Origin of the sequence: Gaetbulibacter sp. S0825 (assembly GCF_011777505.1) — a bacterium.
Lineage (GTDB): Bacteria > Bacteroidota > Bacteroidia > Flavobacteriales > Flavobacteriaceae > Pontimicrobium.
In genome coordinates this window covers 1,212,512-1,234,660 of record NZ_JAATJT010000001.1, presented here as the reverse complement: position 1 = coordinate 1,234,660, position 22,149 = coordinate 1,212,512, and the positions used below count along the sequence as shown (strand labels likewise).

21 protein-coding genes and 1 tRNA gene are annotated in these 22,149 nt (G+C 33.4%); 11 read left to right on the top strand and 11 right to left on the bottom strand.

Annotated elements, in window-relative coordinates; genetic code table 11:
* Positions 1-375, top strand: a complete 375-nt coding sequence (locus tag HB672_RS05605) for a DoxX family membrane protein (RefSeq protein WP_167609052.1) — start codon at positions 1-3, stop codon at positions 373-375.
* 37 nt (positions 376-412) lie between these two features.
* On the opposite strand, the gene HB672_RS05600 is transcribed toward HB672_RS05605, so the two are convergent.
* The 5 genes from HB672_RS05600 to HB672_RS05580 form a co-directional block, all read right to left on the bottom strand.
* On the bottom strand, positions 413-958 hold the full coding sequence (locus HB672_RS05600; RefSeq protein ID WP_167609050.1) for a DUF664 domain-containing protein: 546 nt from the start codon (positions 956-958) through the stop codon (positions 413-415).
* A gap of 87 nt (positions 959-1,045) precedes the next feature.
* On the bottom strand, positions 1,046-1,567 hold the full coding sequence (locus tag HB672_RS05595; RefSeq protein ID WP_167609047.1) for a DUF4136 domain-containing protein: 522 nt from the start codon (positions 1,565-1,567) through the stop codon (positions 1,046-1,048).
* Positions 1,568-1,598: 31 nt separating this feature from the next.
* Positions 1,599-2,303 (bottom strand): ion transporter, encoded by a 705-nt coding sequence (locus HB672_RS05590; RefSeq protein WP_167609043.1) that lies wholly within the window; start codon positions 2,301-2,303, stop codon positions 1,599-1,601.
* Between the two features lie 10 nt (positions 2,304-2,313).
* Positions 2,314-3,312, bottom strand: coding sequence for a GTPase ObgE (gene obgE / locus HB672_RS05585; protein ID WP_167609040.1), 999 nt, complete (start codon positions 3,310-3,312; stop codon positions 2,314-2,316).
* Between the two features lie 72 nt (positions 3,313-3,384).
* Entirely contained in the window at positions 3,385-4,494 is a 1,110-nt protein-coding gene (locus tag HB672_RS05580) for an adenylate kinase (protein WP_167609037.1), read from the bottom strand.
* Positions 4,495-4,633: 139 nt separating this feature from the next.
* Here HB672_RS05580 and HB672_RS05575 point away from each other — a divergent pair, with 139 nt between their 5' ends.
* The 5 genes from HB672_RS05575 (at position 4,634) to HB672_RS05555 (ending at position 9,469) form a co-directional block, all read left to right on the top strand.
* Positions 4,634-5,788 (top strand): 5-(carboxyamino)imidazole ribonucleotide synthase, encoded by a 1,155-nt coding sequence (locus HB672_RS05575; protein ID WP_167609034.1) that lies wholly within the window; start codon positions 4,634-4,636, stop codon positions 5,786-5,788.
* Between the two features lies 1 nt (position 5,789).
* Positions 5,790-6,275 carry a 5-(carboxyamino)imidazole ribonucleotide mutase gene (purE, locus tag HB672_RS05570; protein ID WP_167609031.1) on the top strand — a complete coding sequence of 162 codons (486 nt, stop codon included), beginning with the start codon at positions 5,790-5,792 and terminating at the stop codon, positions 6,273-6,275.
* A 223-nt stretch (positions 6,276-6,498) separates the two neighbouring features.
* Positions 6,499-8,541, top strand: coding sequence for a M3 family metallopeptidase (locus HB672_RS05565; protein ID WP_167609028.1), 2,043 nt, complete (start codon positions 6,499-6,501; stop codon positions 8,539-8,541).
* A 106-nt stretch (positions 8,542-8,647) separates the two neighbouring features.
* Positions 8,648-9,202, top strand: coding sequence for a sigma-70 family RNA polymerase sigma factor (locus HB672_RS05560; RefSeq protein ID WP_167609025.1), 555 nt, complete (start codon positions 8,648-8,650; stop codon positions 9,200-9,202).
* A gap of 9 nt (positions 9,203-9,211) precedes the next feature.
* Positions 9,212-9,469 carry a hypothetical protein gene (locus HB672_RS05555; RefSeq protein WP_167609022.1) on the top strand — a complete coding sequence of 86 codons (258 nt, stop codon included), beginning with the start codon at positions 9,212-9,214 and terminating at the stop codon, positions 9,467-9,469.
* Here the strand turns inward: HB672_RS05555 and HB672_RS05550 are convergent.
* Entirely contained in the window at positions 9,466-10,296 is an 831-nt protein-coding gene (locus HB672_RS05550) for a hypothetical protein (protein WP_167609019.1), read from the bottom strand. The genes HB672_RS05555 and HB672_RS05550 overlap by 4 nt on opposite strands.
* Before the next feature lie 119 nt (positions 10,297-10,415).
* Between HB672_RS05550 and gcvP the strand changes: the two genes are divergently transcribed.
* From gcvP to HB672_RS05525, 5 genes are all read left to right on the top strand, one after another.
* A complete protein-coding gene (gene gcvP / locus HB672_RS05545) occupies positions 10,416-13,265 on the top strand; it encodes an aminomethyl-transferring glycine dehydrogenase (protein WP_167609016.1) in 2,850 nt (949 codons plus the stop codon).
* Between the two features lie 101 nt (positions 13,266-13,366).
* On the top strand, positions 13,367-14,425 hold the full coding sequence (locus HB672_RS05540; RefSeq protein ID WP_167609012.1) for a ketoacyl-ACP synthase III: 1,059 nt from the start codon (positions 13,367-13,369) through the stop codon (positions 14,423-14,425).
* 1 nt (position 14,426) lies between these two features.
* Positions 14,427-14,948: a class I SAM-dependent methyltransferase gene (locus tag HB672_RS05535; protein ID WP_167609009.1), complete on the top strand. Its 522-nt coding sequence runs from the start codon at positions 14,427-14,429 to the stop codon at positions 14,946-14,948.
* Entirely contained in the window at positions 14,948-15,796 is an 849-nt protein-coding gene (locus HB672_RS05530; RefSeq protein ID WP_167609006.1) for a glycosyltransferase family 2 protein, read from the top strand. Before HB672_RS05535 ends, HB672_RS05530 begins: the two co-directional genes overlap by 1 nt.
* 45 nt (positions 15,797-15,841) lie before the next feature.
* Positions 15,842-15,915 (top strand) — tRNA-Thr (locus HB672_RS05525).
* 39 nt (positions 15,916-15,954) lie between these two features.
* Here the strand turns inward: HB672_RS05525 and HB672_RS05520 are convergent.
* The 5 genes from HB672_RS05520 to HB672_RS05500 are packed head-to-tail and all read right to left on the bottom strand — an operon-like array spanning position 15,955 to position 22,137.
* Positions 15,955-17,202, bottom strand: a complete 1,248-nt coding sequence (locus tag HB672_RS05520) for an amidohydrolase family protein (protein ID WP_167609004.1) — start codon at positions 17,200-17,202, stop codon at positions 15,955-15,957.
* A gap of 7 nt (positions 17,203-17,209) precedes the next feature.
* Positions 17,210-18,586, bottom strand: a complete 1,377-nt coding sequence (locus HB672_RS05515) for an amidohydrolase family protein (protein WP_167609001.1) — start codon at positions 18,584-18,586, stop codon at positions 17,210-17,212.
* A gap of 11 nt (positions 18,587-18,597) precedes the next feature.
* Positions 18,598-20,013: an amidohydrolase family protein gene (locus HB672_RS05510; RefSeq protein WP_167608998.1), complete on the bottom strand. Its 1,416-nt coding sequence runs from the start codon at positions 20,011-20,013 to the stop codon at positions 18,598-18,600.
* A gap of 10 nt (positions 20,014-20,023) precedes the next feature.
* Complete coding sequence (locus tag HB672_RS05505; protein ID WP_167608995.1) at positions 20,024-21,061, bottom strand: zinc-dependent alcohol dehydrogenase family protein; 1,038 nt, start codon at positions 21,059-21,061, stop codon at positions 20,024-20,026.
* A 14-nt stretch (positions 21,062-21,075) separates the two neighbouring features.
* Entirely contained in the window at positions 21,076-22,137 is a 1,062-nt protein-coding gene (locus HB672_RS05500; RefSeq protein WP_167608992.1) for a bestrophin family ion channel, read from the bottom strand.
* Positions 22,138-22,149 lie beyond the last annotated feature (12 nt).

The following is a 22,149-nucleotide window of genomic DNA, read 5'->3' as shown; positions in this document are numbered from 1 at the left end:
ATGAATTCAAAAGTTTTTATGGTTGTTCGAATATTGCTTGGACTATTTGTTCTAGTATTTGGACTAAACAAGTTTTTCGATTTTATGCCAATGCCAGAAATGTCTGCAGAAGCTGGCGCTTATTTTGGAGCATTATCAAGTGCTAAAACCTTAACTCTGGTGGGCATTGTTGAAGTGGTTGCTGGATTAGCCTTGATTTTAAATAAATATGGTGCTCTAATGGCTCTTATACTAATGAGTGTTGCTGTTAATGCCGTATTATTTCATTTAACCTTAGACCAAGGAGGAGTTGGTGGAGCAGCAGCTTTATTAATACTTAATATTGCAGTGATTATTGGTTATAAAGATAAATACAAAGATTTACTCGTTGGATAATACATAAAAAAAAGAGGCTTAAAGCCTCTTTTTTGCTTTATAAACGCTTAGTTATTAGTGCCAATTGTCCCATGTGGTTTGCTTGATGCTCCATAACATGAAACCAAGCCCAATGGTTACTCATACTCCTATTCTTTTTAGAAAACCATTTGTCATCTTTTGTCTTTAAAAGCTCCTTAGTTTTAGTTCTAACATCGTTATAAATATCTAAATAATATTGAATAGGTTTCCCTTGTAACTCGTTTCTAGCTTTAGCACCTAAGTTTAAAGCCATATCCCATTTTTCTCTTTCTTCTTTATTAAATCCTCTATTCTCAAAAGTATAGACTTGATAATAAGCTTCGGTTGCTGCTAAATGATAAATGATTGCTCCTATTCTATTGGCATTCTCATCTAATAAGAAATCTGTTTGTTCTTGATTTAAGTTGACCACCAATCGTTCTACTCGTTGCTTTAAATTATCAAGCATTGATACCATGTTTCCAATATCATTTGTGAAGCCTTTTGGAGCTTCAATGGTATTTTGAGCTTGAACTGAAACTGTAAAAATTGTAAAAAGTAATAATTTAACAAGTGTTTTCATTTTATGATTGATTTATTTAATCCCAAATTAAGGCATTAAAAATCGCACATAAAACGAATTAACAGATACTTAACTGATAAAAAAAGGTTAATTCTTTGGAGGATATCCTTTTAAAACTTTTTCAACAATAGCTTTCATACGAGCTTCTTTTTGCTCTGGTGATGTATTTGGATTATAACCAGATTCGCTTATAGCTTGCCAAAAGAGTCCAATACCATTTTCATCGTGGAAATCGAATACTATTTGTCTACTCAATTTAGGTTGACCAATTGGCAAACCAATAGAAATACCGCCACCGACATTACGACCACTTCCTCCAACACCAACGCCTACAGAATTCCTTTGAGCATTTTGAAATTCAGAGCTAGTAATATCAACAAAAAAATCTGGAGTATCTGATAATATAAGCCCCTTAAGTGCTAGGGCCTCATCTAAAGCATCTAGTAATCGTTTGGTATCAAGTTCGCTTAGTCCCGATTCAATATCCGAATAGTAATTGTAGGTTTTGTATTTAGTAAAATCCGTTTGCTTTTCGTAATCGTAATTTACATAAATTGATGCACACGATGTAAAAGTGATTACAGTTAGTAGGGCTAATATCTTTTTCATCAACTTAATTTTTATTAAAGTTAATCAAAAATTATTCCTTTTTATCTACAGAGCGTGTTAAAGCTGATGAAATAATTCCTGTTGGAATTGCCACAATACCCAAACCAATCATTAATATAAAAAATGTAAATACTTTGCCTCCTACAGTAATTGGGTATACATCACCGTATCCAACGGTCGTCAAGGTGATTATTGCCCACCAAAGACTATCAAAAATTGATGTAAAGTGTTCTGGTTGTGCTTCATTCTCGAAATAGTAAATACCTACTGCAGAAAAGTATATGAGCATTAAAGTAATAACAATAAATAACAGTATCTCTTCTTTTGCAGATTTTATGGCTCGTGCAAAGTGATTCATTGCTCTATTATAACGAACCAATTTTAAAATCCTAAACAAACGTAAAAAACGTAAAGCTCTTAAGGAGCGTAAATCTACTCCAAAGGACAAGTAAAATGGAAGTATCGCAACAAGGTCAATAAGACCGAAAAAACTAAAAATAAATTTTGGTTTACTGTCTGCTACATAAATTCTTAAAATATATTCTATGGTAAAGACTACAACACAGAAAATTTCAATAGCTCTTAAAGCGGTCTGAGTTTGTGGTTTTAAATTTGGTAATGTTTCAACCGAAAATGTTATTAAAGACAATAAAATAAGAGCTTGAATAAAAAATGCAAACCATTTGCTTAATTTATTATCATTAAACTCAACGAAGCTCTTTATAAATGCTCTCATAAGAACTAATTTAAGAATTAAGCATTTTCCAAAGCTTATCTTTTAGCTCTGTAATTCCTTGTTGTGCAACCGAAGATATAAACATATAGTCAATTGGCAAATTATTATCTAGTTCTACTTTTAATTCAGCTTTTAGCTCATCATCCAACATATCACTTTTAGAAACAGCTACAAATCGTTCTTTATCCAACATCTCAGGATTGTATCGTCGTAATTCATCTAAAAGAATATCGTATTGTTTATGAATATCGTCAGCATCAGCAGGGATTAAAAACAATAAAATAGAATTACGCTCAATATGTCTAAGAAAGTAATGACCGAGGCCTTTACCTTCGGCAGCACCTTCAATAATTCCAGGAATATCTGCCATTACAAACGACTGAAAATCTCTATATTCTACAATACCTAAATTTGGTTTAAGCGTCGTAAATTCGTAATCGGCAATTTTTGGTTTTGCCGAGGTAATCACAGACAATAAGGTCGATTTTCCAGCATTAGGGAATCCTACCAAACCTACATCAGCTAAAAGCTTCAACTCAATAGTCACACGTTTTTCTTCTAGTGGGATTCCAGGTTGTGCATATCTCGGTGTCTGGTTTGTAGAACTTTTAAAATGCCAATTACCTCGTCCACCCATTCCACCTTCACACAAAATCTTTTCTTCGTTATGCTCAGTTATTTCAAAAAGAATTTCATCGGTTTCAGAATCTCTTACAACAGTTCCTAAAGGCACATCAACGTAGACATCTTCACCATCGGCTCCAGTACTTCTACTTTTGCTCCCATGACCTCCATGACCTGCTTTAAAATGTTTTTTAAATTTTAAATGATAGAGTGTCCAAAGATTTTCATTACCTCTAATTATAACATGACCTCCACGTCCACCATCACCACCATCGGGCCCTCCTTTGGTAATGTATTTTTCACGATGAAGATGCACAGAACCCTTCCCTCCGTTTCCAGAAGAAGCAAATATTTTTACATAATCAACAAAATTACCTTCAGTCATGTTTATATATTAAGATTCCTGCATTAGCAGGAATCAAATTAATTAATTTTTATTTAAAATTGAAAAACATTTTTACAATGTATCAATCACTTTATTTAAACGTTCGGCTATTTCTTTAATGCTTCCTACACCATCAACGCCAAAATATTTATTCTGTGCTGAATAATAGTTCTTTAAAACCGCAGTTTTATTATAATACTCAGCAATTCTATTTCTTATAATACTTTCATCAGCATCATCAGCTCTACCACTAGTTTTTCCTCTTTCCAATAAACGTCCAACAAGTACTTCATCATCAACTTCTAAGGCTATCATCGCATTAACACTCGAATCTTTGTCTTCCATTAACTTATCTAGTGCTTTTGCTTGTGCTTCGGTACGCGGAAAACCATCAAAAATAAATCCGTTAGCATCCGAGTTTTTTTCTACTTCGGCATTTAACATTTTAATAGTTACTTCATCTGGAACTAACCCTCCCTTATCCATATAGGATTTTGCAAGAGTTCCTAAAGCTGTTTCGTTTTTTATATTATATCGAAATACATCTCCTGTAGAAATGTGCACTAAATTATATTTGTCTTTTAAAAATTCGGCTTGTGTACCTTTCCCCGCTCCTGGAGGTCCGAATAAAACTAAGTTTGTCATGTGTTGTGTTGCTTTTATTTGGTAAACTTCTGGTATATCTCTACCTAAACCATCATAATCCAATCCATATCCAACAATAAATTTGTTAGGAATTTCTATACCTACATAATGTAATTTATAATCTTTTTTATAGGCTTCTGGTTTGTAAAACAGTGTCGCAATTAGTAATGATTTTACATTCTCATTTTCAAAAATTCTATGAACCTCTTCTAGTGTATTACCTGTATCAATAATATCTTCAAGAATCACAACGGTTCTTCCTGTTAAATCCTGAGTCAATCCAATAAGACGCTGAATGTCTTCGGTAGACTTTACTCCTTCATAAGATGCTAGTTTAATAAACGTTACCTCACAAGGCTTAGGGTATTTTTTTACAAAATCGCTCACAAACATAAATGAGCCATTTAAAATACCTACAAACACAGGGATTTCATCTCCAATATCTTCGAGAACTTCATCAACCATTTTTGCTATGGCATCATCAATTTCTTGTTCAGAAATAAACGGTTTAAAATATTTATCGTGAAGCTTTATCACCTTATTAAATTTTGAAAGACGCAAAGATAATCAATTGATTAGGTTTAAACGATATTTTGATTTATGTTTTTAGAAATTGGTTCAATATTTAAATGTATTTTTGCATTGAAAACATGAAAAACAAGGTGATATTTTTAAAATGAACTATTTTTCTTCCAATTTCAAATTAGGTATTCTAGGTGGTGGACAACTTGGTAAGATGCTACTAAATGACACTAGAAAATTCGATATTTATACATGTGTTTTAGACCCTAGTAACGAAGCACCTTGTAAAATTGCCTGTAACGAGTTTTATCAAGGTGATTTAATGGACTTTGATACTGTATACCAGTTTGGCAAAAAAGTGGATATCTTAACCATTGAAATTGAAAATGTAAATGTGGATGCTCTTGAAAAGTTAGAAAGAGAAGGCATTAAAATCTTTCCTTCGGCTAAAACATTACGAACTATTCAAAATAAGGCAAAGCAAAAATTATTTTATATAGATAACAACCTTCCTACTGCACCTTTTTCAAGGTTTGCATATAAAGACGAAATTTTAACAGCCATTCAACACGAAACATTGGAGTTTCCATTTGTGTGGAAAAGTGCTAGATTTGGTTATGATGGTACAGGTGTTAAAGTGGTGCGCTCTCATTCCGATTTAGATGAGTTACCAAATGTAGAGTGTATTACGGAAACGCTAATTCCGTTTAAAAATGAATTATCGGTAATTGTTGCAAGAAATGCTGAGGGGAAAGTAAAAGTTTATCCTGTGGTTGAAATGGAATTCCACCCAGAGGCCAATCAAGTAGAATATGTTATTTGTCCTGCAAGAATTTCAAAAGAAGTTGCTTTAAAGGCTGAATTGGTGGCTTTAAAAACATCAGCTGCTTTTAAGCATGTTGGTTTATTGGCCGTAGAAATGTTTCAAACCAAAGATGACGACATTTTAATAAACGAAGTAGCACCTAGACCTCATAATTCTGGACATCATACTATTGAAGCAAGTTATACCTCGCAGTTTGAACAACACTTAAGAGCTATTTTAAATTTACCGTTAGGAAAAACCGATAGTAAAGTTGGAGGTATTATGGTTAATTTAGTTGGTGCTGAAGATTACACAGGAGATGTCGTTTATAAAAACATAGAGGATATTATGTCCATGGACGGCGTGACACCACATATTTATGGCAAAAAGCAAACCAGACCATTTCGTAAAATGGGACATGTAACTATTGTGCATGAAGATATTAATGAAGCACGTAAGATAGCAGCCGAAGTAAAAAAGAAAATAAAAGTAATAAGTGAATAATATGGCACAAGTAGGAATAATTATGGGAAGTAATAGTGACCTTCCTATTATGCAAGAAGCGATAAATATTTTAAAAGGATTTGATATAGACGTTGAAGTCGATATTGTTTCAGCTCATAGAACGCCAGAAAAGATGTTTGATTATGGGAAAAATGCCCATACTAGAGGTCTAAAAGTAATCATCGCTGGTGCTGGAGGTGCGGCACATTTACCAGGAATGATAGCTTCATTATCGCCTTTACCTGTAATTGGTGTTCCTGTAAAATCAAGAAACTCAATTGATGGTTGGGACTCTGTTCTATCCATTTTACAAATGCCTGGAGGTGTTCCTGTAGCTACAGTAGCTTTAGATGGTGCAAAAAATGCAGGTATTTTAGCGGCTCAAATTATTGGTGCTTCAGATAAGTGCGTATTAGATAAAGTACTTATTTATAAAGAAGGCTTAAAGGCTAAAGTGATTGAAGCTGCAAAATCTATAAAACAATAAAACCTCGAGAATATCGAGGTTTTACATTTGCTATTAATTTTTATTAAGAGTGAAGATTCTCTTTATAAATTTGACGCGAAAGTAGAATAAATATTCAGTGTTAACCGTAAATTGTTAATTACTATTCATAACATCAGTAAGTTAGACAGAAAATACTTATAGAATTAACTTTTTTGTAATCCAATTTCTAATAATTATTTATCAATTTAATTTTTATCCAAAAATGTCCATCCTAAATCAAGAATTTTCAACACCATTTAATACTGCTCCATTTTCAAAAATAAAGAATGAAAATTTTCTTCCTGCTTTTAAAAGTGCCATTGAAAAAGCTAGAAAAGAAATTGATGCAATTGTTAAAAATACAGAAAGCCCTACTTTTAAAAATACTATTGAAGCCCTAGAATTTTCTGGTCAGGAATTAGATAGGATTTCAAGTATCTTTTTTAATTTAAATGCTGCCGAGACTAATGATGAAATTCAAAAAATTGCACAAGAAGTATCTCCTTTACTTTCAGAGTTTGGTAACGACATCACTTTAAATGAAGATTTGTTTAAACGTATAAAATCGGTTTACAATTCAAAACCTAAAAATCTAACCGAAGAACAAAAAACATTATTGAATAAACGCTATAAAAGTTTTTCAAGAAATGGCGCTAATCTTCCTGAAGACAAAAAAGAGCAACTAAGGGCTATTGATAAAGAACTTAGTCAGTTAAAGCTAAAATTCGGAGAGAATGTATTAGCCGAAGCCAATAAGTTTGAAATGCTAATTACAGATGAAAATGATTTGTCTGGATTACCTGATGGCGCTAAAGAAGCAGCAAAGCAATTGGCAGAAAGCAAAAACAAAGAGGGCTGGTTAATTACTCTAGATTACCCAAGCTATATACCTTTTATGACCTACGCTGACAATCGTGAGTTGCGTAAAAAACTATCACTAGCTTTTGGTAGCAAAGCATTTAAAAATGATGAGCTGGATAATCAAGACATTGTTATAAAAATTGCTAATCTTCGCTTTAAACGCGCACAATTATTAGGTTATAAAACACATGCGCATTTTGTATTGGAAGAGCGTATGGCAAAAATACCTGAAAAAGTTGAAAGCTTCTTAAACGAATTATTGGAAAAAGCAAAACCAGCAGCAGAACGTGAGTTTGCTAATCTTGAAAATTTTGCGAAAGATTTAGATAAGATTGATAAGCTGCAAAAATGGGACTCTGCTTACTATTCCGAAAAATTAAAACAAAAACTTTTTGATTTAGATGACGAACAATTAAAGCCCTATTTCAAGCTTGAAAATGTTATTGAAGGTGCATTTAAAGTTGCAGAAAAACTATTTGGATTAAGATTTGAGGAAATTAAAGACAAAGATGCTATAGATTATATTGACAAATATCATGAAGATGTTTTAACATATAAAGTTACTAATGATGAAGGATTAATAGCCATTTTTTATGCGGATTTCTTTCCAAGAGCTGGAAAACGTAATGGTGCGTGGATGACGTCGTTTAAACCTCAATATGTTGAAAATGGACATAACCATCGTCCTCACGTATCTATTGTTTGCAACTTTACTAAACCTACAAAAAGTAAGCCTTCGCTCCTAACCTTTAACGAAGTCACAACTTTGTTTCATGAATTTGGTCATGCGCTTCATGGTATGCTAGCCAATACAACCTATTCTAGTTTATCAGGAACTTCGGTGTATTGGGATTTTGTAGAACTACCAAGTCAGGTCATGGAAAACTGGTGCTACGAAAAAGAAGCTTTAGAGTTATTTGCAAAGCATTACGAAAACAATGAAGTGATTCCAATGGATTTGGTAAATAAAATTAAGGCATCTTCAACCTTTCATGAAGGGTTGCAAACCTTGCGTCAAATAAGTTTTGGTTTATTAGACATGAGTTGGCATGGTCAAGACCCTTCAAAAATTACAAATGTAAAAGTACAAGAAGTAAAAGCTTTTGGTGACACATTATTATATCCTGACGTCGCTGAGAATTGTATGAGCACAGCTTTTGCACATATTTTTCAAGGTGGTTATTCATCTGGATATTACAGCTATAAATGGGCGGAAGTGTTAGATGCTGACGCTTTTGAATACTTTAAAGAAAAAGGCATTTTCAATAAAACCGTTGCCAATAAATTTAAAGATAATATATTGTCACAAGGTGGCACCGAAGACCCTATGCTACTCTATAAACGTTTTCGTGGACAAGAACCAAAACCTGAAGCTTTGTTGAGGCGTGCTGGGTTGTTGAAATAAGCGCATCATAAATCCATTCTATGAGCAAAAAATTTAAACTTATCATAAATAAACTATAAGTCCACTTTTTATTTTATTTTTGAGTGAGTAAAATTAATAGCCATCTATGTCAGGTCACGAAATAAATCCCAATAAGTGGATAGATTTGTATTCAGATTACCTCTTTAACTACACAATTACACGTGTGCGAGACAGAGAGACTGCTCAAGATTTAGTACAAGAAACGTTTTTTGCTGGACTTAAATCCATGAAAAACTTTAAAGGTCAAGCAAGCGAACGCACTTGGTTAATTTCAATTTTAAAGAGAAAAATAATTGACTACTATCGAAAAATAAATTCTAATAAGGGTAAAGCTGAAGTTAGAATGAACCTAAATTTTGATGGCGAAAATGAAGGTGATTGGCTCGAACAACGTGTAGCCGATCCATTCGATAAAACCGCTGAAAATAATTTAGAAAATACGGAGCTTGGTTTGGCAATTCATGATTGCATTAGTAAATTACCAGCAAAACAAGCCGAAGTTTTTAAAATGAAAACATTATTGGGTTACGAGACAGAAACAATTTGTAATGAATTGGGTATCACTGCGTCTAATCTTTGGGTAATTATACATAGAGCCAGAACATCTCTAGCCTCTTGTATGGAAAAAAATTGGTTTTAAAATAGAATAATGAGTAAAGGTTTTAAATTATTTGTTTCATGTGATAAAGCAGCTCATACTTGTGATAAAACACAGTATGATGAAGCTTCGTTATGGGAAAAAATCAAACTTAATATTCATTTAATTTACTGTAAAGCTTGTAGAAAATATTCGGCTAACAACGCCAAACTAACTAAACTTACAAAAAATCCAGAAGTAGATTGTCTTAAAAATTGTGAAAAAGAAAAACTACAAACTAACTTTAAGAAAGAGTTAAAAGATCATTAGTAATTGGCAGTTACCAATATTGCCCAAAGTATAGGAATTCCTTCTACCCAAAACCCACTAAAATATTTCTTTTGATTAATATTACTTAGCAGTAAAGAAGTTAATAACAACATACAGATTATTCCTAAGACAATAGTTTTATTCAACCAAAATTCGTCTTTAAAAAATTCTAAAAGAAACACAAGTACAGTCAATAAAATTCCAATAATTTTGGTTCTTGCAATACCTATACGCTGAGGGATTGTAGATAATTTAAGACTATCATATCTCATATCTCTAATTTCAAAAGGCAACATAGCAATAATAACATAAAAGTAACGCTGTATTGCTTCAATTAACACATCATTATTAAGATTATAATCTTCATTTAATAAAGGAATAATAACTGTTACACACATCCAAACAAAAGCAATTACATAAATTTTTAAACCACTAATAGCTCTTAAATTACCTGCCTCCAAAAATATTTTCTTAGGAAGAAAAGGAATGGCATACAAAAATGTAACCACACCTAAACCAGTAAAATAAAATAATGTCTCTGTTTTTAATTTAAATGTAAAATAGCATAGCCCAAGAAAACACAAAAACGAGAATATTTGAATAGCTTTTAACCAACTCGCCAAACTACGATGATGAAACTTTGCCAATCCAAAATACTTCACAAAATTATAACCAGTTACTGTTGCAAAAAAAATGAAATAGATAAAATCTAGATTAGCTCCAACATTAAAATTCAACAATGTTACCCATACCAATCCGCATACAGCCAGAGCAACATGTATACTACTATTAATGTAAAAATCGAAAAGCCGTTTTAGCACTTGCATTATACAAATTTAGTCAAACTGTTAATAATGACTTAAAATGGTTAAAAACTTTCAATATTAGCATATTAAAACCGTTTTTATTTCCTTAATTTTGCTCTTCAAAACTCAACCTTTACAGTATGAATACAGATTCGTTTGCACTACGCCACATTGGACCTAGAAGTAGCGACCATGAGGCTATGCTCAAAACTATTGGAGCATCATCTATAGAACAACTAATTACTGAAACCATTCCTGACAATATTAGATTACAGCAACCTCTTAATTTGGATGCTGCCATGAGTGAGCAAGAGTACTTGCAACACATACATGATATGGCTTCAAAAAACAAAGTGTTCAAGTCATACATAGGTTTGGGATATCACCCTTCAAATTTGCCTGCTGTTATTCAACGAAATATTCTTGAAAATCCAGGTTGGTATACAGCTTACACACCTTATCAAGCAGAAATCGCTCAAGGTCGTTTAGAGGCACTTTTAAATTTCCAAACTATGGTTACTGACCTTACAGGTATGGAAATAGCTAACGCATCATTGTTAGATGAGAGTACTGCTGCAGCTGAAGCCATGGCTTTATTGTTTGCTGTAAGAGAACGTCAGCAAAAGAAAGATAACGTTGTAAAATTCTTTGTAGATGATCAAATCTTACCACAAACATTATCGCTTTTACAAACAAGATCAAATCCATTAGGAATTGAATTGGTTGTTGGTAATACAAATGATTTTGATTATTCATCCGAATATTTTGCTGCCATCATTCAATATCCTGGGAAACATGGACAAATTCAAGATATAAAATCGTTTATAGCTAAAGCAAACGAATCAAATATTAAAGTAGCTGTTGCCGCAGATATTTTAAGTTTAGTAAAACTTGAAGCTCCCGGAAAATTTGGCGCAGATGCCGTAGTAGGAACCACGCAACGTTTTGGAATACCAATGGGCTATGGAGGTCCTCACGCTGCATATTTTGCAACAAAAGAAGACTACAAACGAAATATCCCTGGACGTATCATTGGTGTTACTAAAGACACTAATGGGAATCGTGCTTTACGTATGGCCTTACAAACAAGAGAGCAACATATTAAGCGTGATAAAGCAACTTCAAATATATGTACTGCTCAAGTTTTGTTAGCAGTTATGGCTGGAATGTATGCTGTGTATCATGGCCCTAAAGGATTACAATACATAGCTGATAAAGTTCATAATGCAGCTTGTAATTTAGACACAGCCTTGCAAGGCTTAGGATTAATTCAAGAAAACTCAGCATATTTTGATACTTTAAAAATTAAAGCCAATGCAAATACAGTAAAAGCAATAGCTGAAACTAAAGACGTAAATTTTTATTACCCTGATGCTGATACAGTAACAATTGCGTTAAATGAAACGACCACACTTAAAGATGTAAATGCGATTATTTCAATTTTTGCTGAAGTAGCTGGTAAATCAAAAAATGAATTAACCTCTATCACAAAAGCAAATAATATATTAAATGAGGTAAAAAGAACGTCTGCTTTTTTAGAGAATGAGGTATTCAACGCCTATCATTCTGAAACCGATTTAATGCGTTATATAAAATCTTTAGAGCGCAAAGATTTATCTTTAAACCACTCAATGATTTCGTTAGGCTCATGTACAATGAAGCTAAACGCAGCTGCTGAAATGTTACCACTTAGTTGGTCAAATTGGGGAAATATTCATCCTTTTGCACCTTTAAATCAGGTAGAGGGCTATTTAACAGTTCTTAAAAAATTAGAAGACCAATTAACTGAAATTACAGGTTTTGCTGCCACATCATTGCAACCAAATTCTGGTGCTCAAGGTGAATATGCAGGGTTAATGGTTATTAAAGCTTACCACGAATCTCGTGGTGATCATCATAGAAATATTTGTTTAATACCATCATCTGCTCATGGAACAAATCCAGCAAGTGCAGTAATGGCTGGAATGAAAGTAGTAGTTACAAAATCTACCGAAGAAGGAAATATCGATGTTGATGACTTACGTGAAAAAGCCGAGTTCCATAAAGAGAATTTGTCTGCATTAATGGTTACTTATCCATCTACACATGGTGTTTACGAATCTGCTATTAAAGAAATTACGCAAATTATCCATGACAATGGTGGACAAGTATATATGGATGGTGCCAACATGAATGCCCAAGTAGGATTAACTAATCCTGGGAATATTGGTGCTGATGTTTGCCATTTAAACTTACATAAAACGTTTGCTATTCCACATGGTGGTGGTGGTCCTGGAGTTGGTCCAATATGTGTTGCAGAACAATTAGTTCCATTTTTACCTGGAAACCCCGTTGTAAAAGTTGGAGGTGAAAATGCTATTACTGCTATTTCTGCTGCTCCTTATGGTTCTGCTTTAGCATGCCTAATTTCTTATGGATATATCTGTATGCTTGGTGCTGAAGGCTTAAAAGAATCAACTGAAATTGCCATTTTAAACGCAAACTATTTAAAACAACGTTTAGAAGGACATTTTGATACTTTATATTCAGGAGAGCGAGGTCGTGCAGCGCATGAAATGATTGTTGATTGTAGAGCATTTAAAGCACACGGTATTGAAGTTAGCGATATTGCTAAACGCCTAATGGATTATGGTTTCCACGCTCCGACGGTTTCATTCCCAGTAGCAGGTACATTGATGATTGAACCAACTGAAAGTGAAAGTAAAGCTGAAATAGATCGTTTTTGTGAAGCTATGATTTCTATTAGAAAGGAAATTGAATTAGCAGATAAGGACAACCCTAATAATGTGCTTAAAAATGCACCACATACTATGGCTATGCTAACTGCCGATACTTGGGATTTACCTTATAGTAGAATCGAGGCTGCATTTCCATTGGATTACGTACATGATAACAAATTTTGGCCATCTGTAAGACGTGTAGATGATGCTTATGGAGACAGAAATTTAATCTGTACTTGTGCTCCTATTGAAGAATTTATGGAAGCCTAAAAGCTGTTGAACATCGTAAAATAAACTAAAACCCTTTTTGCCTTTAATTTTTTGCTATTATATTCGTTACATTAGCAAAAATTAAAGGCAACTTTTTATTTATGAATATCAAGATTACAGGTACTGGAAGTTATATTCCTAGCCGAATTGAAACGAACGAAAATTTTTATCAACACGAATTTTTGAATGCCGATGGCTCTCCTATAAACAACTCTAATGAAGTTATTGTTGAGAAATTTAAAGCCATTACTGGAATAGATGAAAGACGCTATATTAAAGACAAATTAAATAATTCTGATATTGCGACTTACGCAGCTGAAAAAGCCTTAGCAGATGCAAAAATCAATCCTGAAGAACTAGATTATATTATAGTTGCACACAACTATGGAGATATCAAACATAATACCGACCAAAGTGATACTGTCCCAAGTATTGCATCTCGTGTAAAACATCTTCTTGGGATTAAAAACCCTAAATGTGTTGGTTATGATATTCTTTTTGGATGCCCAGGTTGGGTTGAAGGTGTCATTCAAGCTCAAGCATTCATTAAAGCAGGAATGGCAAAAAAATGTTTAGTAATTGGCTCTGAAACATTATCAAGAGTTGTAGATAAACATGATAGGGATTCCATGATTTATTCTGATGGAGCAGCTGCTACTGTTATCGAAGCTACAAACGAAGAAGGAGGCATTCTAGCACACGATACTGCCACTTTTACATATGATGAAGCTCATTTTATCTATTTTGGAGAAACTAACAATCCAGAAGTTACAGACAAACGTCGATACATTAAAATGTATGGTCGAAAAATCTATGAGTTTGCCTTAAACAATGTTCCTCAAGCAATGAAATCTTGTCTTGAACAAACTGAAATACCTGTGGGTGATATTAAAAAAATATTAATTCACCAAGCTAATGAAAAAATGGATGAAGCCATTGTAAAGCGTTTCTACAAATTGCACAATATGGACATGCCAAAAGACATTATGCCAATGACAATAAACAAACTTGGCAATTCTAGTGTTGCAACTGTACCAACATTATACGATATGATTTTAAAAGGCAAATTAAAAGGTCACAGCATCAACAAAGGTGACATCATTTTGTTTGCAAGTGTTGGAGCTGGGATGAATATTAATGCTATAGTATACAAAGTTTAAAATGTACGAAGGTAAATTTCCGCATAAGCGTTATAAACTCACATTTCAATTTTTACAAAAACACATCTCTACAACGTCTCCAATTCTAGATTTAGGTGTCGAAAACCCATTTACTAAAGTCATGAAAGATTATGGCTATAAAGTGGAAAACACCAAAGGAGAAGATATAGACATTGATACTACAAATATTGAAAAATCTAACGCGGAAGTAGTCACTGCTTTTGAGATTTTTGAACATCTACTATCGCCTTTTACTGTCCTAAAAAGCATTAAAGGAAACAAGCTTGTTGCAAGTGTGCCTCTTAGGTTATGGTTCTCGACAGCATATAGAAGTAAAACAGACAAATGGGATAGACATTACCATGAATTTGAAGATTGGCAGTTTGATTGGTTACTCGAAAAAGCTGGTTGGAAAATTATTGATAGGAAAAAATGGACTAATCCCACTAAAAAAATTGGATTTAGACCAACTTTAAGATGGTTTACACCTCGCTATTACATTGTTTATGCTGAAAGAAGATAATGAATTTCTACATTATAATACCAGCTCATAATGAGGAAGGCACAATAGGTCTTACCTTAGAATCCTTGGTTAATCAAACTTTACAGCCAAAACGAGTAGTTGTTGTTAATGATAATTCATCGGACAAAACACCTCAAATTATTTCAACGTATACTAAGAAATATGATTGGATTTCTTCAATTAACATAACATCCTCAAATGAGCATATTCCAGGAGCTAAAGTTATTAATGCATTCTACAATGGGTTTGAGATACTTGATGATAATTATGATATAATTTGTAAGTATGATGCTGATATCATTTTCCCAAATAACTATTTAGAGTCAATTTCTAAAATATTTAAAAGTGATAAAAAAATTGGAATCGCTGGAGGTATTCCGTTTGTGAAAAAGAAAGACAAATGGGTGTTTGAAAAGGTTGCATCTAAAAACCATGTTAGAGGTCCAATAAAATCTTATAGGAAAAAATGTTTCGAAGATATTGGAGGATTAAAAGAATCGGTTGGATGGGATTCTATCGATGTTTTGTTGGCTCAGTATTTTGGGTGGAAAGTTCAAACCAGTAAAGATTTACATGTAAAACACCTAAAACCAACTGGGAATACGTATTCTAAAAATACAAAACATTTAAGAGGGGAAGCTTTATACAAAATGCGTTTCGGTTTTATTCTAACGATTATTGCTTCTCTTAAAAGCGCTTTTAATAAAAGAAGTGGGACTTATTTTTTAAATTCTGTAATTGGTTATTTTAAAGCTAAACGGCAAAAGCAGGAATTTCTTGTTGACAAGAATCAAGGTAGGTTTATAAGACAACTACACTGGAAAAATATTCGAAAAAAAGTTTTCTAAATATTTGCAAAATTATTTTACAGAATTATATTTGCTGCCAATTACGCCGATGTAGCTCAGCTGGCTAGAGCAGCTGATTTGTAATCAGCAGGTCGTGGGTTCGAGTCCCTCCATCGGCTCAAAAAAAGACACTTTGTAAAGAGTGTCTTTTTTATGCTTTATTGATTTTTATAAATCACCCCATCTTTCATTACAAAAAGAACATTCTGCATCGCCTTAATATCTTTTGTTGGATTACCATCAACAGCAATCAAATCTGCCAAAAACCCTTTTTTAACATTCCCTAAATTCTCTAAATGAAATATCCTTGCATTTAATGATGTAGCAGATTGCAAAGTCTTTAATGGGTCCATACCATACTCGACCATCAATTCTAATTCGCGATAGTTTTCGCCATGTGTAAATACACCTACGTCTCCTCCAAAAACAATATCAACTCCAGAATCTAAAGCTAGTTTAAAAGATTTTCGCTTTTGAGTAATTCTTGCTGGTTCAGGCTCTTTTCCTTTTTCCCATCCATTGTATTGTGTAATTGCATCACCTGCTGCAATAGTTGCACAAAAACCCACACCATTGTCTTTCATAAGCTTGAAAATTTCAGCTGTACCTCCATCTCCATGCTCTATCGTTTCTACACCACCCAAAATTGCTCTTCGCATACCTTCAGGTGTACTTGCATGTGCTACTACATAACTTCCTGCGCTTTCGGCAACTTCTACCATGAGTTTAATTTCATCTAAAGTGAATGTTGGTTGGGAAACTGCACCTGGTTTCCAACGATAATCGGCATAAATTTTTATAAAATCGGCTCCATTCCCTAATTGTCGCCTAACGGTTTTAATCACATCATTTCCGCTGGCTTCCTCAGCACCTAAAGGCACTTTTACTCCATCGTGAAATCCTTTAGGACCATAGGCTCCTGTTGCGACTACAGCAGGACCAGCAACTAGAAGTCTAGGACCAATAATAATACCTTCATCTATTGTTTTCTTAATATACACATCGCTGTAACCAGCTCCTTCGGCACCCAAATCTCGCATTGTAGTTACACCAGCTAATAGTGAATTTCTAACATGATTTGTTGCTCTTATAGAACGCTCTACAGGAGACTCTTTTAAAACTTGGTCATTCCAAACAGTTTCATTGTAAGGGTGTAATAACACATGTGAGTGTCCTTCAATTAATCCTGGCATCAAGGTTTTACCATTTAAAACAATTTCTTTTGTTCCTTTTGGTATTTTAACACTACTAGATGACCCAACCTCTATTATTTTGTTTCCTTTAACCAACACAACCCAACCTTCATGAATAGAATTACCGTCAAAAACGCGGTCTGGTTTCAACAATGTTTGAGAGCTTGAGATTGATATTATAAAACCAAATAAAACTGTAAATACTGCCTTCATATTAATCCTATTTATTTATATTTCTTTTTGCAATTTTTAGTAACTTAGAATCAATGATCTCATTAGTTAACCACTTACCTCTTACCATTACTCCAGAAATATTTTTCAAAGCCTTTAAATCTTCAAGCGGGTTAGCATTTAGTAAAATCAAATCGGCTGACAAACCTTCTTTAATTTCTCCAAATTTATCTTCCTCGTCAAAATAAATAGCAGGATTAATAGTCCCTGATTGAATAATTTCTAAAGGTGTCAAACCAGCTTTTTTCATACCTTCAATTTCATGATGAATTGAAAACCCTGGAACATTAAACAATTGTGGCGCATCGGAACCTAACAACATACCATGACCGTTTTTTTGAAGCTTATACATTAATTGCCTTCTAATCTCATTGAATTTTTCCCATTGGGTCATACTAAAATCGTTCGTCTCAGTATATTGTGCTTTTCTACGTTTCCAATTATCGAGGGTAGATTTTGCCATGTATTTCATCTCAGGCTCTTCCAATAATTCATCAGCAGTTATTGGTGCAAACCAGCGCTCAAATAAGCTTTGTGTTGAAACAATCCATACCTTATTTTCTTTTGACATTGACACTAATTCATCAATATCATCAACATTAGCTAATGATGTAAAACTGTATCCAAAAAACCCATTTTCATTAGGTTTTACATTAGCAGATTGAGGCACTAAACCTTCAAGAAACCCATCTACATGATCAATAGAAGCAAAGCCACTTTCCATGGCATGACGCACACCAACATCCACAGGGACATGACCTGCAAAAGGAATTTCTAACTCTTTGGCTGTTTTTACTGCTGCGTTAAAAACCTCTAACTTAATTCCTGGATGAATCTTCAAAAAATCATATCCAGCCTCTTTATAAGTTGTTACTTTTTGGATAGCTTCTTCTTTAGTTTTAATTGAATTACCATTTAATGAAGGGCTAGAAGTATAAATCCTTGGTGATAAAATAGCATTCCTTTTAGCTTTTTCTCTCAATTCTAAATGAGATGGATGCCCTAACATGCCTCTAATTGTTGTAATTCCATTAGATAAATACAACAATAAGGTCTCACCTACTATTTCAGGATTAGAATTTGATGGTTGAGGGATATGTGCATGCATTTCGGCTAATCCAGGTATTAAAAACTTCCCTGTTCCATCAATTGAAGTCTTAAAATTATCGACATTAGAAATAGACTTAGAAATTTTTGAAATTTTTCCAGAATCAACAACAACATGTCGATTTTCAATAATATCACCTGTACGAACATCAACAATGTTGACATTTGAAATTAAAATAGCAGATTCACTGACTTTTTCTTGAGAAGCAACACATGAAAAAGCAATACAACTAAGTATTAAAATGATAATTTTTTTCATAATTCTTTTGTTTATTTTATACAATCTGTACAATCAATTGCCATTGCCATGATTTTGGGATTAAAGACTTCATCTCCTTTTATTACATAATTGATATCTCTTGTATTCGTAATATCTTCTAGTGGATTGCTATTTAGCATAACTAAATCGGAAATCTTCCCAATTTCAATTGAACCATAATCTGATTCTTTTTTTAAAAAAAGCGCACCATTATAGACTGAATTTTGCAATACTTTTAAATTTGAAATTCCAATATCCACCATCGATTCTAATTCTTTATGAAGCGAAATCCCTGGGTACGTATAAGAGTTAAATGCACCACTATCAGAACCTGCCAATAATTTCACATCTGCATCACTTAATGATTTTGCTAAGTTTTTAAAGAAGGTATTTAACTCTTTTCGGTTTTGTCGAGCCTGATTAGATGAACTTAAAGAGCTTCTAATCCTACCTTGGTAAGTTTCGATAATACCAGAAGGCATTAATTTTAAATATGCATCATTTTCATGATTGTCTTCATCTAGATAGCTCAAAACATTACCAATATGTAATGTTGGTACCACAAAAGTGTTTTTATTTTTTAATGATTCAAATGTTTTTTGAGCAGTTGAATCCTGATAAGTTTCAATAAGTTTTTCCATTGAAGCCCAAAATCCGTAATCACCATTTATAATTGCTTCGGTTATTTGTTTTTCTTCAGCAGAACAACCTTTCAACACATAATACAAATGCTCAATAGCATTAATTCCAGAATCTAACGTCTCATCCAATGTCACCGAAAATGGCATATGTCCAGAAGTTATCAATCCTCTTTTGGTAGCTTCTTGAATAGTTTTTAAAAAGAGTTCTCCAGAAATTCTACTATCATACAGCTTTATAAGATCGACATTCAATGCTTGCAAAGAATCTAAAGCAATTGCAATATCTTCATCATTCTCTACAACCAAAGAACCAGCCCAAGTAGCATTATTTCCATCAATTTTTGGTCCAGCTGAGAATATGTTTGGTCCAACTAAATCCTTGTCATTAATTTTCTGTTTCCAATCCATGACTGAAGTAGTCAAATCACCACCAGCATCTCTAACAGTGGTGATACCATTCATTATAAATAATTTCAAAAAATCTTTATTGGCTTGAATTAAACTGTCTCCTCCTCTAAAATGCACGTGATTATCCCAAAAACCTGGAAGAATAAATTTGTTCGTTCCATCTAATACTATTTCAGAATTATAGGTGTTTTCATCATCAGAATTGGCAAGCTTCACAATTCGTCCTTCATTGATAAAAATCGTTTGTTTGCTTATGTTACCAGTAACAATGTCAATAACATTACCATTTTCAATTATTAAATCATAACTAGTTTGAACATCATTTTTACAGCTGAATACTACTAATATCAATATTAAGATTCCAATTAGTTTTTTCATTTGTTTAAATTTAAAAGGAATTGATAACCAGCATACCTTTGTTCTTAAATTTATTCATATTTGGTAATGCAACAATTGCTTCTTCTAAGGTAATAGTTTTTTCTATGAGTTTTTCAGGATACAATTTACCATCAACTATCATTTTCAGCATTTCTGGATATCTGTACGCTTGCATACCATGACTTCCAATAATTTCAAGTTCATCAGCTAATATTCTATCCATTGGAATGTTTGGATGCTTATGGTTTTCTGTCATCAATCCAACTTGAATATGTTTGCCTCTTTTCTTTAGAGATGCAATAGAATTAAGACATGTTTTTTCACTACCTAAAGCATCCATTGAGACGTGCGCACCTCCTTTAGTAATTTCTCTAATAGCTTCAACAACGTTATTACTTGTAGCGTTAATTATTGATTGCGCACCAAGTTGTTTCGCCAATTCTAAGGTTTCATCATTAATATCTATTGCTGTTACTTGAGCACCTAAAGCATTGGCTATCATAATAGCAGATAACCCTACGCCTCCACAACCATGTATTGCAACATGTTGTCCTTCTGACACTTTTCCTTGCTCAACAATAGCTCTAAAGGCTGTAATAAATCGGCAACCTAATGTTGCAGCAGTCACATTGTTTATTTCTTCTGGAAGTCTTACCAAATTAGTATCCGCATAATCCAAAGCAACATACTCTGCAAACGAACCATGATGTGTAAATCCAGGCTGCGACTGATAATCACATACTTGTTGATTACCAGATTTGCATTCGCCACAATTACCACAACCAGCTACAAATGGTATGGTAACTCTATCACCAATATTAAAATTTTTGATGCCATTTCCTACTTCAACAATCGTTCCAGCTAATTCATGACCAGGAACATGAGGTAACACTATATCTTGGTCATGACCCATCCAACCATGCCAATCACTTCTACATAAACCTGTTGCATTTACCTTAACAACCACACCATCACTTTTAGGCGTTGGGTCAGGAATATTTTGAATGGTTATTGGGCCTTGAAATTTTTCATAAACGACTGCTCTCATAGTTAGTATACTTATTACATTTGAGCATCCCACATAACTGGATATTGTTTTGGAATCTCGTCATCATTTTCATCCAGCATTTGGCGTAAATCAATTTCAATCCCTCTTGATATTGTAGAAATAGGCACGTCATTTGCGGTTCCTTCAAATGGGTTTTCACCAGCTCTACCAATACGCTCCATAGTATGAAAAATCCATGACACAATAACCGAAAATGGAATAGCTGCCCAAATAAAATATTGACCAATAAAAGGGAAGTCACTAATCAGTTTTTGTCCAATTTTGTCGAATTCTGGTATAATACCAAAAGGCAATAATAAAATAAATACCCAAACGAAATAATGTCCAATTGTGGCATATTGTCTAGGGTAAGGAAAGTTTTTGATGCGTTCAGATTTTCCTTGTAGTGTAAATAATTCTTCTAAAACATTTTCCAGTTCCAAAAACGAAAATTCCCAAATTAACCCCTTTTCTTTTAGTTTCTTTAAATGGTTTGATTGTAAATTTAATAGTGCTGTTTGCTTATTTCCTTTACTAAGTACATACTCTTTTTCTTTATCACTCAAATATTGCTTTAGTTCATCTTCTAAAGTATTTAGTCTTTCTGGAATGTGCATCTGATTTTCGTACTCTCTATTCGATTTATGATTCATAAATACTTCCCAAGGCTTTTTTTGACGCATCGCATGCCTTAAAGCAGTCATCCAAGCAATATGCCTATATGTAAGGGTTTTAATTTCTTTTTTTAGTGAGTCTTCAGAAACTGGATTGCTATTATATTCGTTGGTAACCATTGCTTTCACCTTCATTCCCCAAGTTCTAGACGTATTAACAATGCCTCCCCAAATTTTTCTTGCTTCCCAAATACGTCCATAAGCAGCGTTATTTTGAAACCCAATAACAAATGCCAAAGCAGTACCAACAAGGGCTATAGGAGTCCAAGGTATTTGCAACCAGGTTAGCTCAAATACTTCAAATAAAATTGTTGGAATTAAGGCAATAACAAAAAACAACATAGTTTCCCATCTTGTCCATTTCATCATGCCAATTATTGGATAAATACGTTTTATATACATACACTAATTTTT

Bases quoted from the DNA above. Each gene is read 5' to 3' on its own strand.
- gcvP (WP_167609016.1), top strand. From the start codon at position 10,416: ATGAATACAGATTCGTTTGCACTACGCCACATTGGACCTAGAAGTAGC.
- HB672_RS05565 (WP_167609028.1), top strand. From the start codon at position 6,499: ATGTCCATCCTAAATCAAGAATTTTCAACACCATTTAATACTGCTCCA.
- HB672_RS05530 (WP_167609006.1), top strand. From the start codon at position 14,948: ATGAATTTCTACATTATAATACCAGCTCATAATGAGGAAGGCACAATA.
- HB672_RS05535 (WP_167609009.1), top strand. From the start codon at position 14,427: ATGTACGAAGGTAAATTTCCGCATAAGCGTTATAAACTCACATTTCAA.
- obgE (WP_167609040.1), bottom strand. From the start codon at position 3,312: ATGACTGAAGGTAATTTTGTTGATTATGTAAAAATATTTGCTTCTTCT.
- purE (WP_167609031.1), top strand. From the start codon at position 5,790: ATGGCACAAGTAGGAATAATTATGGGAAGTAATAGTGACCTTCCTATT.
- HB672_RS05600 (WP_167609050.1), bottom strand. From the start codon at position 958: ATGAAAACACTTGTTAAATTATTACTTTTTACAATTTTTACAGTTTCA.
- HB672_RS05510 (WP_167608998.1), bottom strand. From the start codon at position 20,013: ATGAAAAAACTAATTGGAATCTTAATATTGATATTAGTAGTATTCAGC.
- HB672_RS05505 (WP_167608995.1), bottom strand. From the start codon at position 21,061: ATGAGAGCAGTCGTTTATGAAAAATTTCAAGGCCCAATAACCATTCAA.
- HB672_RS05515 (WP_167609001.1), bottom strand. From the start codon at position 18,586: ATGAAAAAAATTATCATTTTAATACTTAGTTGTATTGCTTTTTCATGT.
- HB672_RS05575 (WP_167609034.1), top strand. From the start codon at position 4,634: ATGAACTATTTTTCTTCCAATTTCAAATTAGGTATTCTAGGTGGTGGA.
- HB672_RS05555 (WP_167609022.1), top strand. From the start codon at position 9,212: ATGAGTAAAGGTTTTAAATTATTTGTTTCATGTGATAAAGCAGCTCAT.
- HB672_RS05590 (WP_167609043.1), bottom strand. From the start codon at position 2,303: ATGAGAGCATTTATAAAGAGCTTCGTTGAGTTTAATGATAATAAATTA.
- HB672_RS05605 (WP_167609052.1), top strand. From the start codon at position 1: ATGAATTCAAAAGTTTTTATGGTTGTTCGAATATTGCTTGGACTATTT.
- HB672_RS05520 (WP_167609004.1), bottom strand. From the start codon at position 17,202: ATGAAGGCAGTATTTACAGTTTTATTTGGTTTTATAATATCAATCTCA.
- HB672_RS05500 (WP_167608992.1), bottom strand. From the start codon at position 22,137: ATGTATATAAAACGTATTTATCCAATAATTGGCATGATGAAATGGACA.
- HB672_RS05550 (WP_167609019.1), bottom strand. From the start codon at position 10,296: ATGCAAGTGCTAAAACGGCTTTTCGATTTTTACATTAATAGTAGTATA.
- HB672_RS05540 (WP_167609012.1), top strand. From the start codon at position 13,367: ATGAATATCAAGATTACAGGTACTGGAAGTTATATTCCTAGCCGAATT.
- HB672_RS05560 (WP_167609025.1), top strand. From the start codon at position 8,648: ATGTCAGGTCACGAAATAAATCCCAATAAGTGGATAGATTTGTATTCA.
- HB672_RS05595 (WP_167609047.1), bottom strand. From the start codon at position 1,567: ATGAAAAAGATATTAGCCCTACTAACTGTAATCACTTTTACATCGTGT.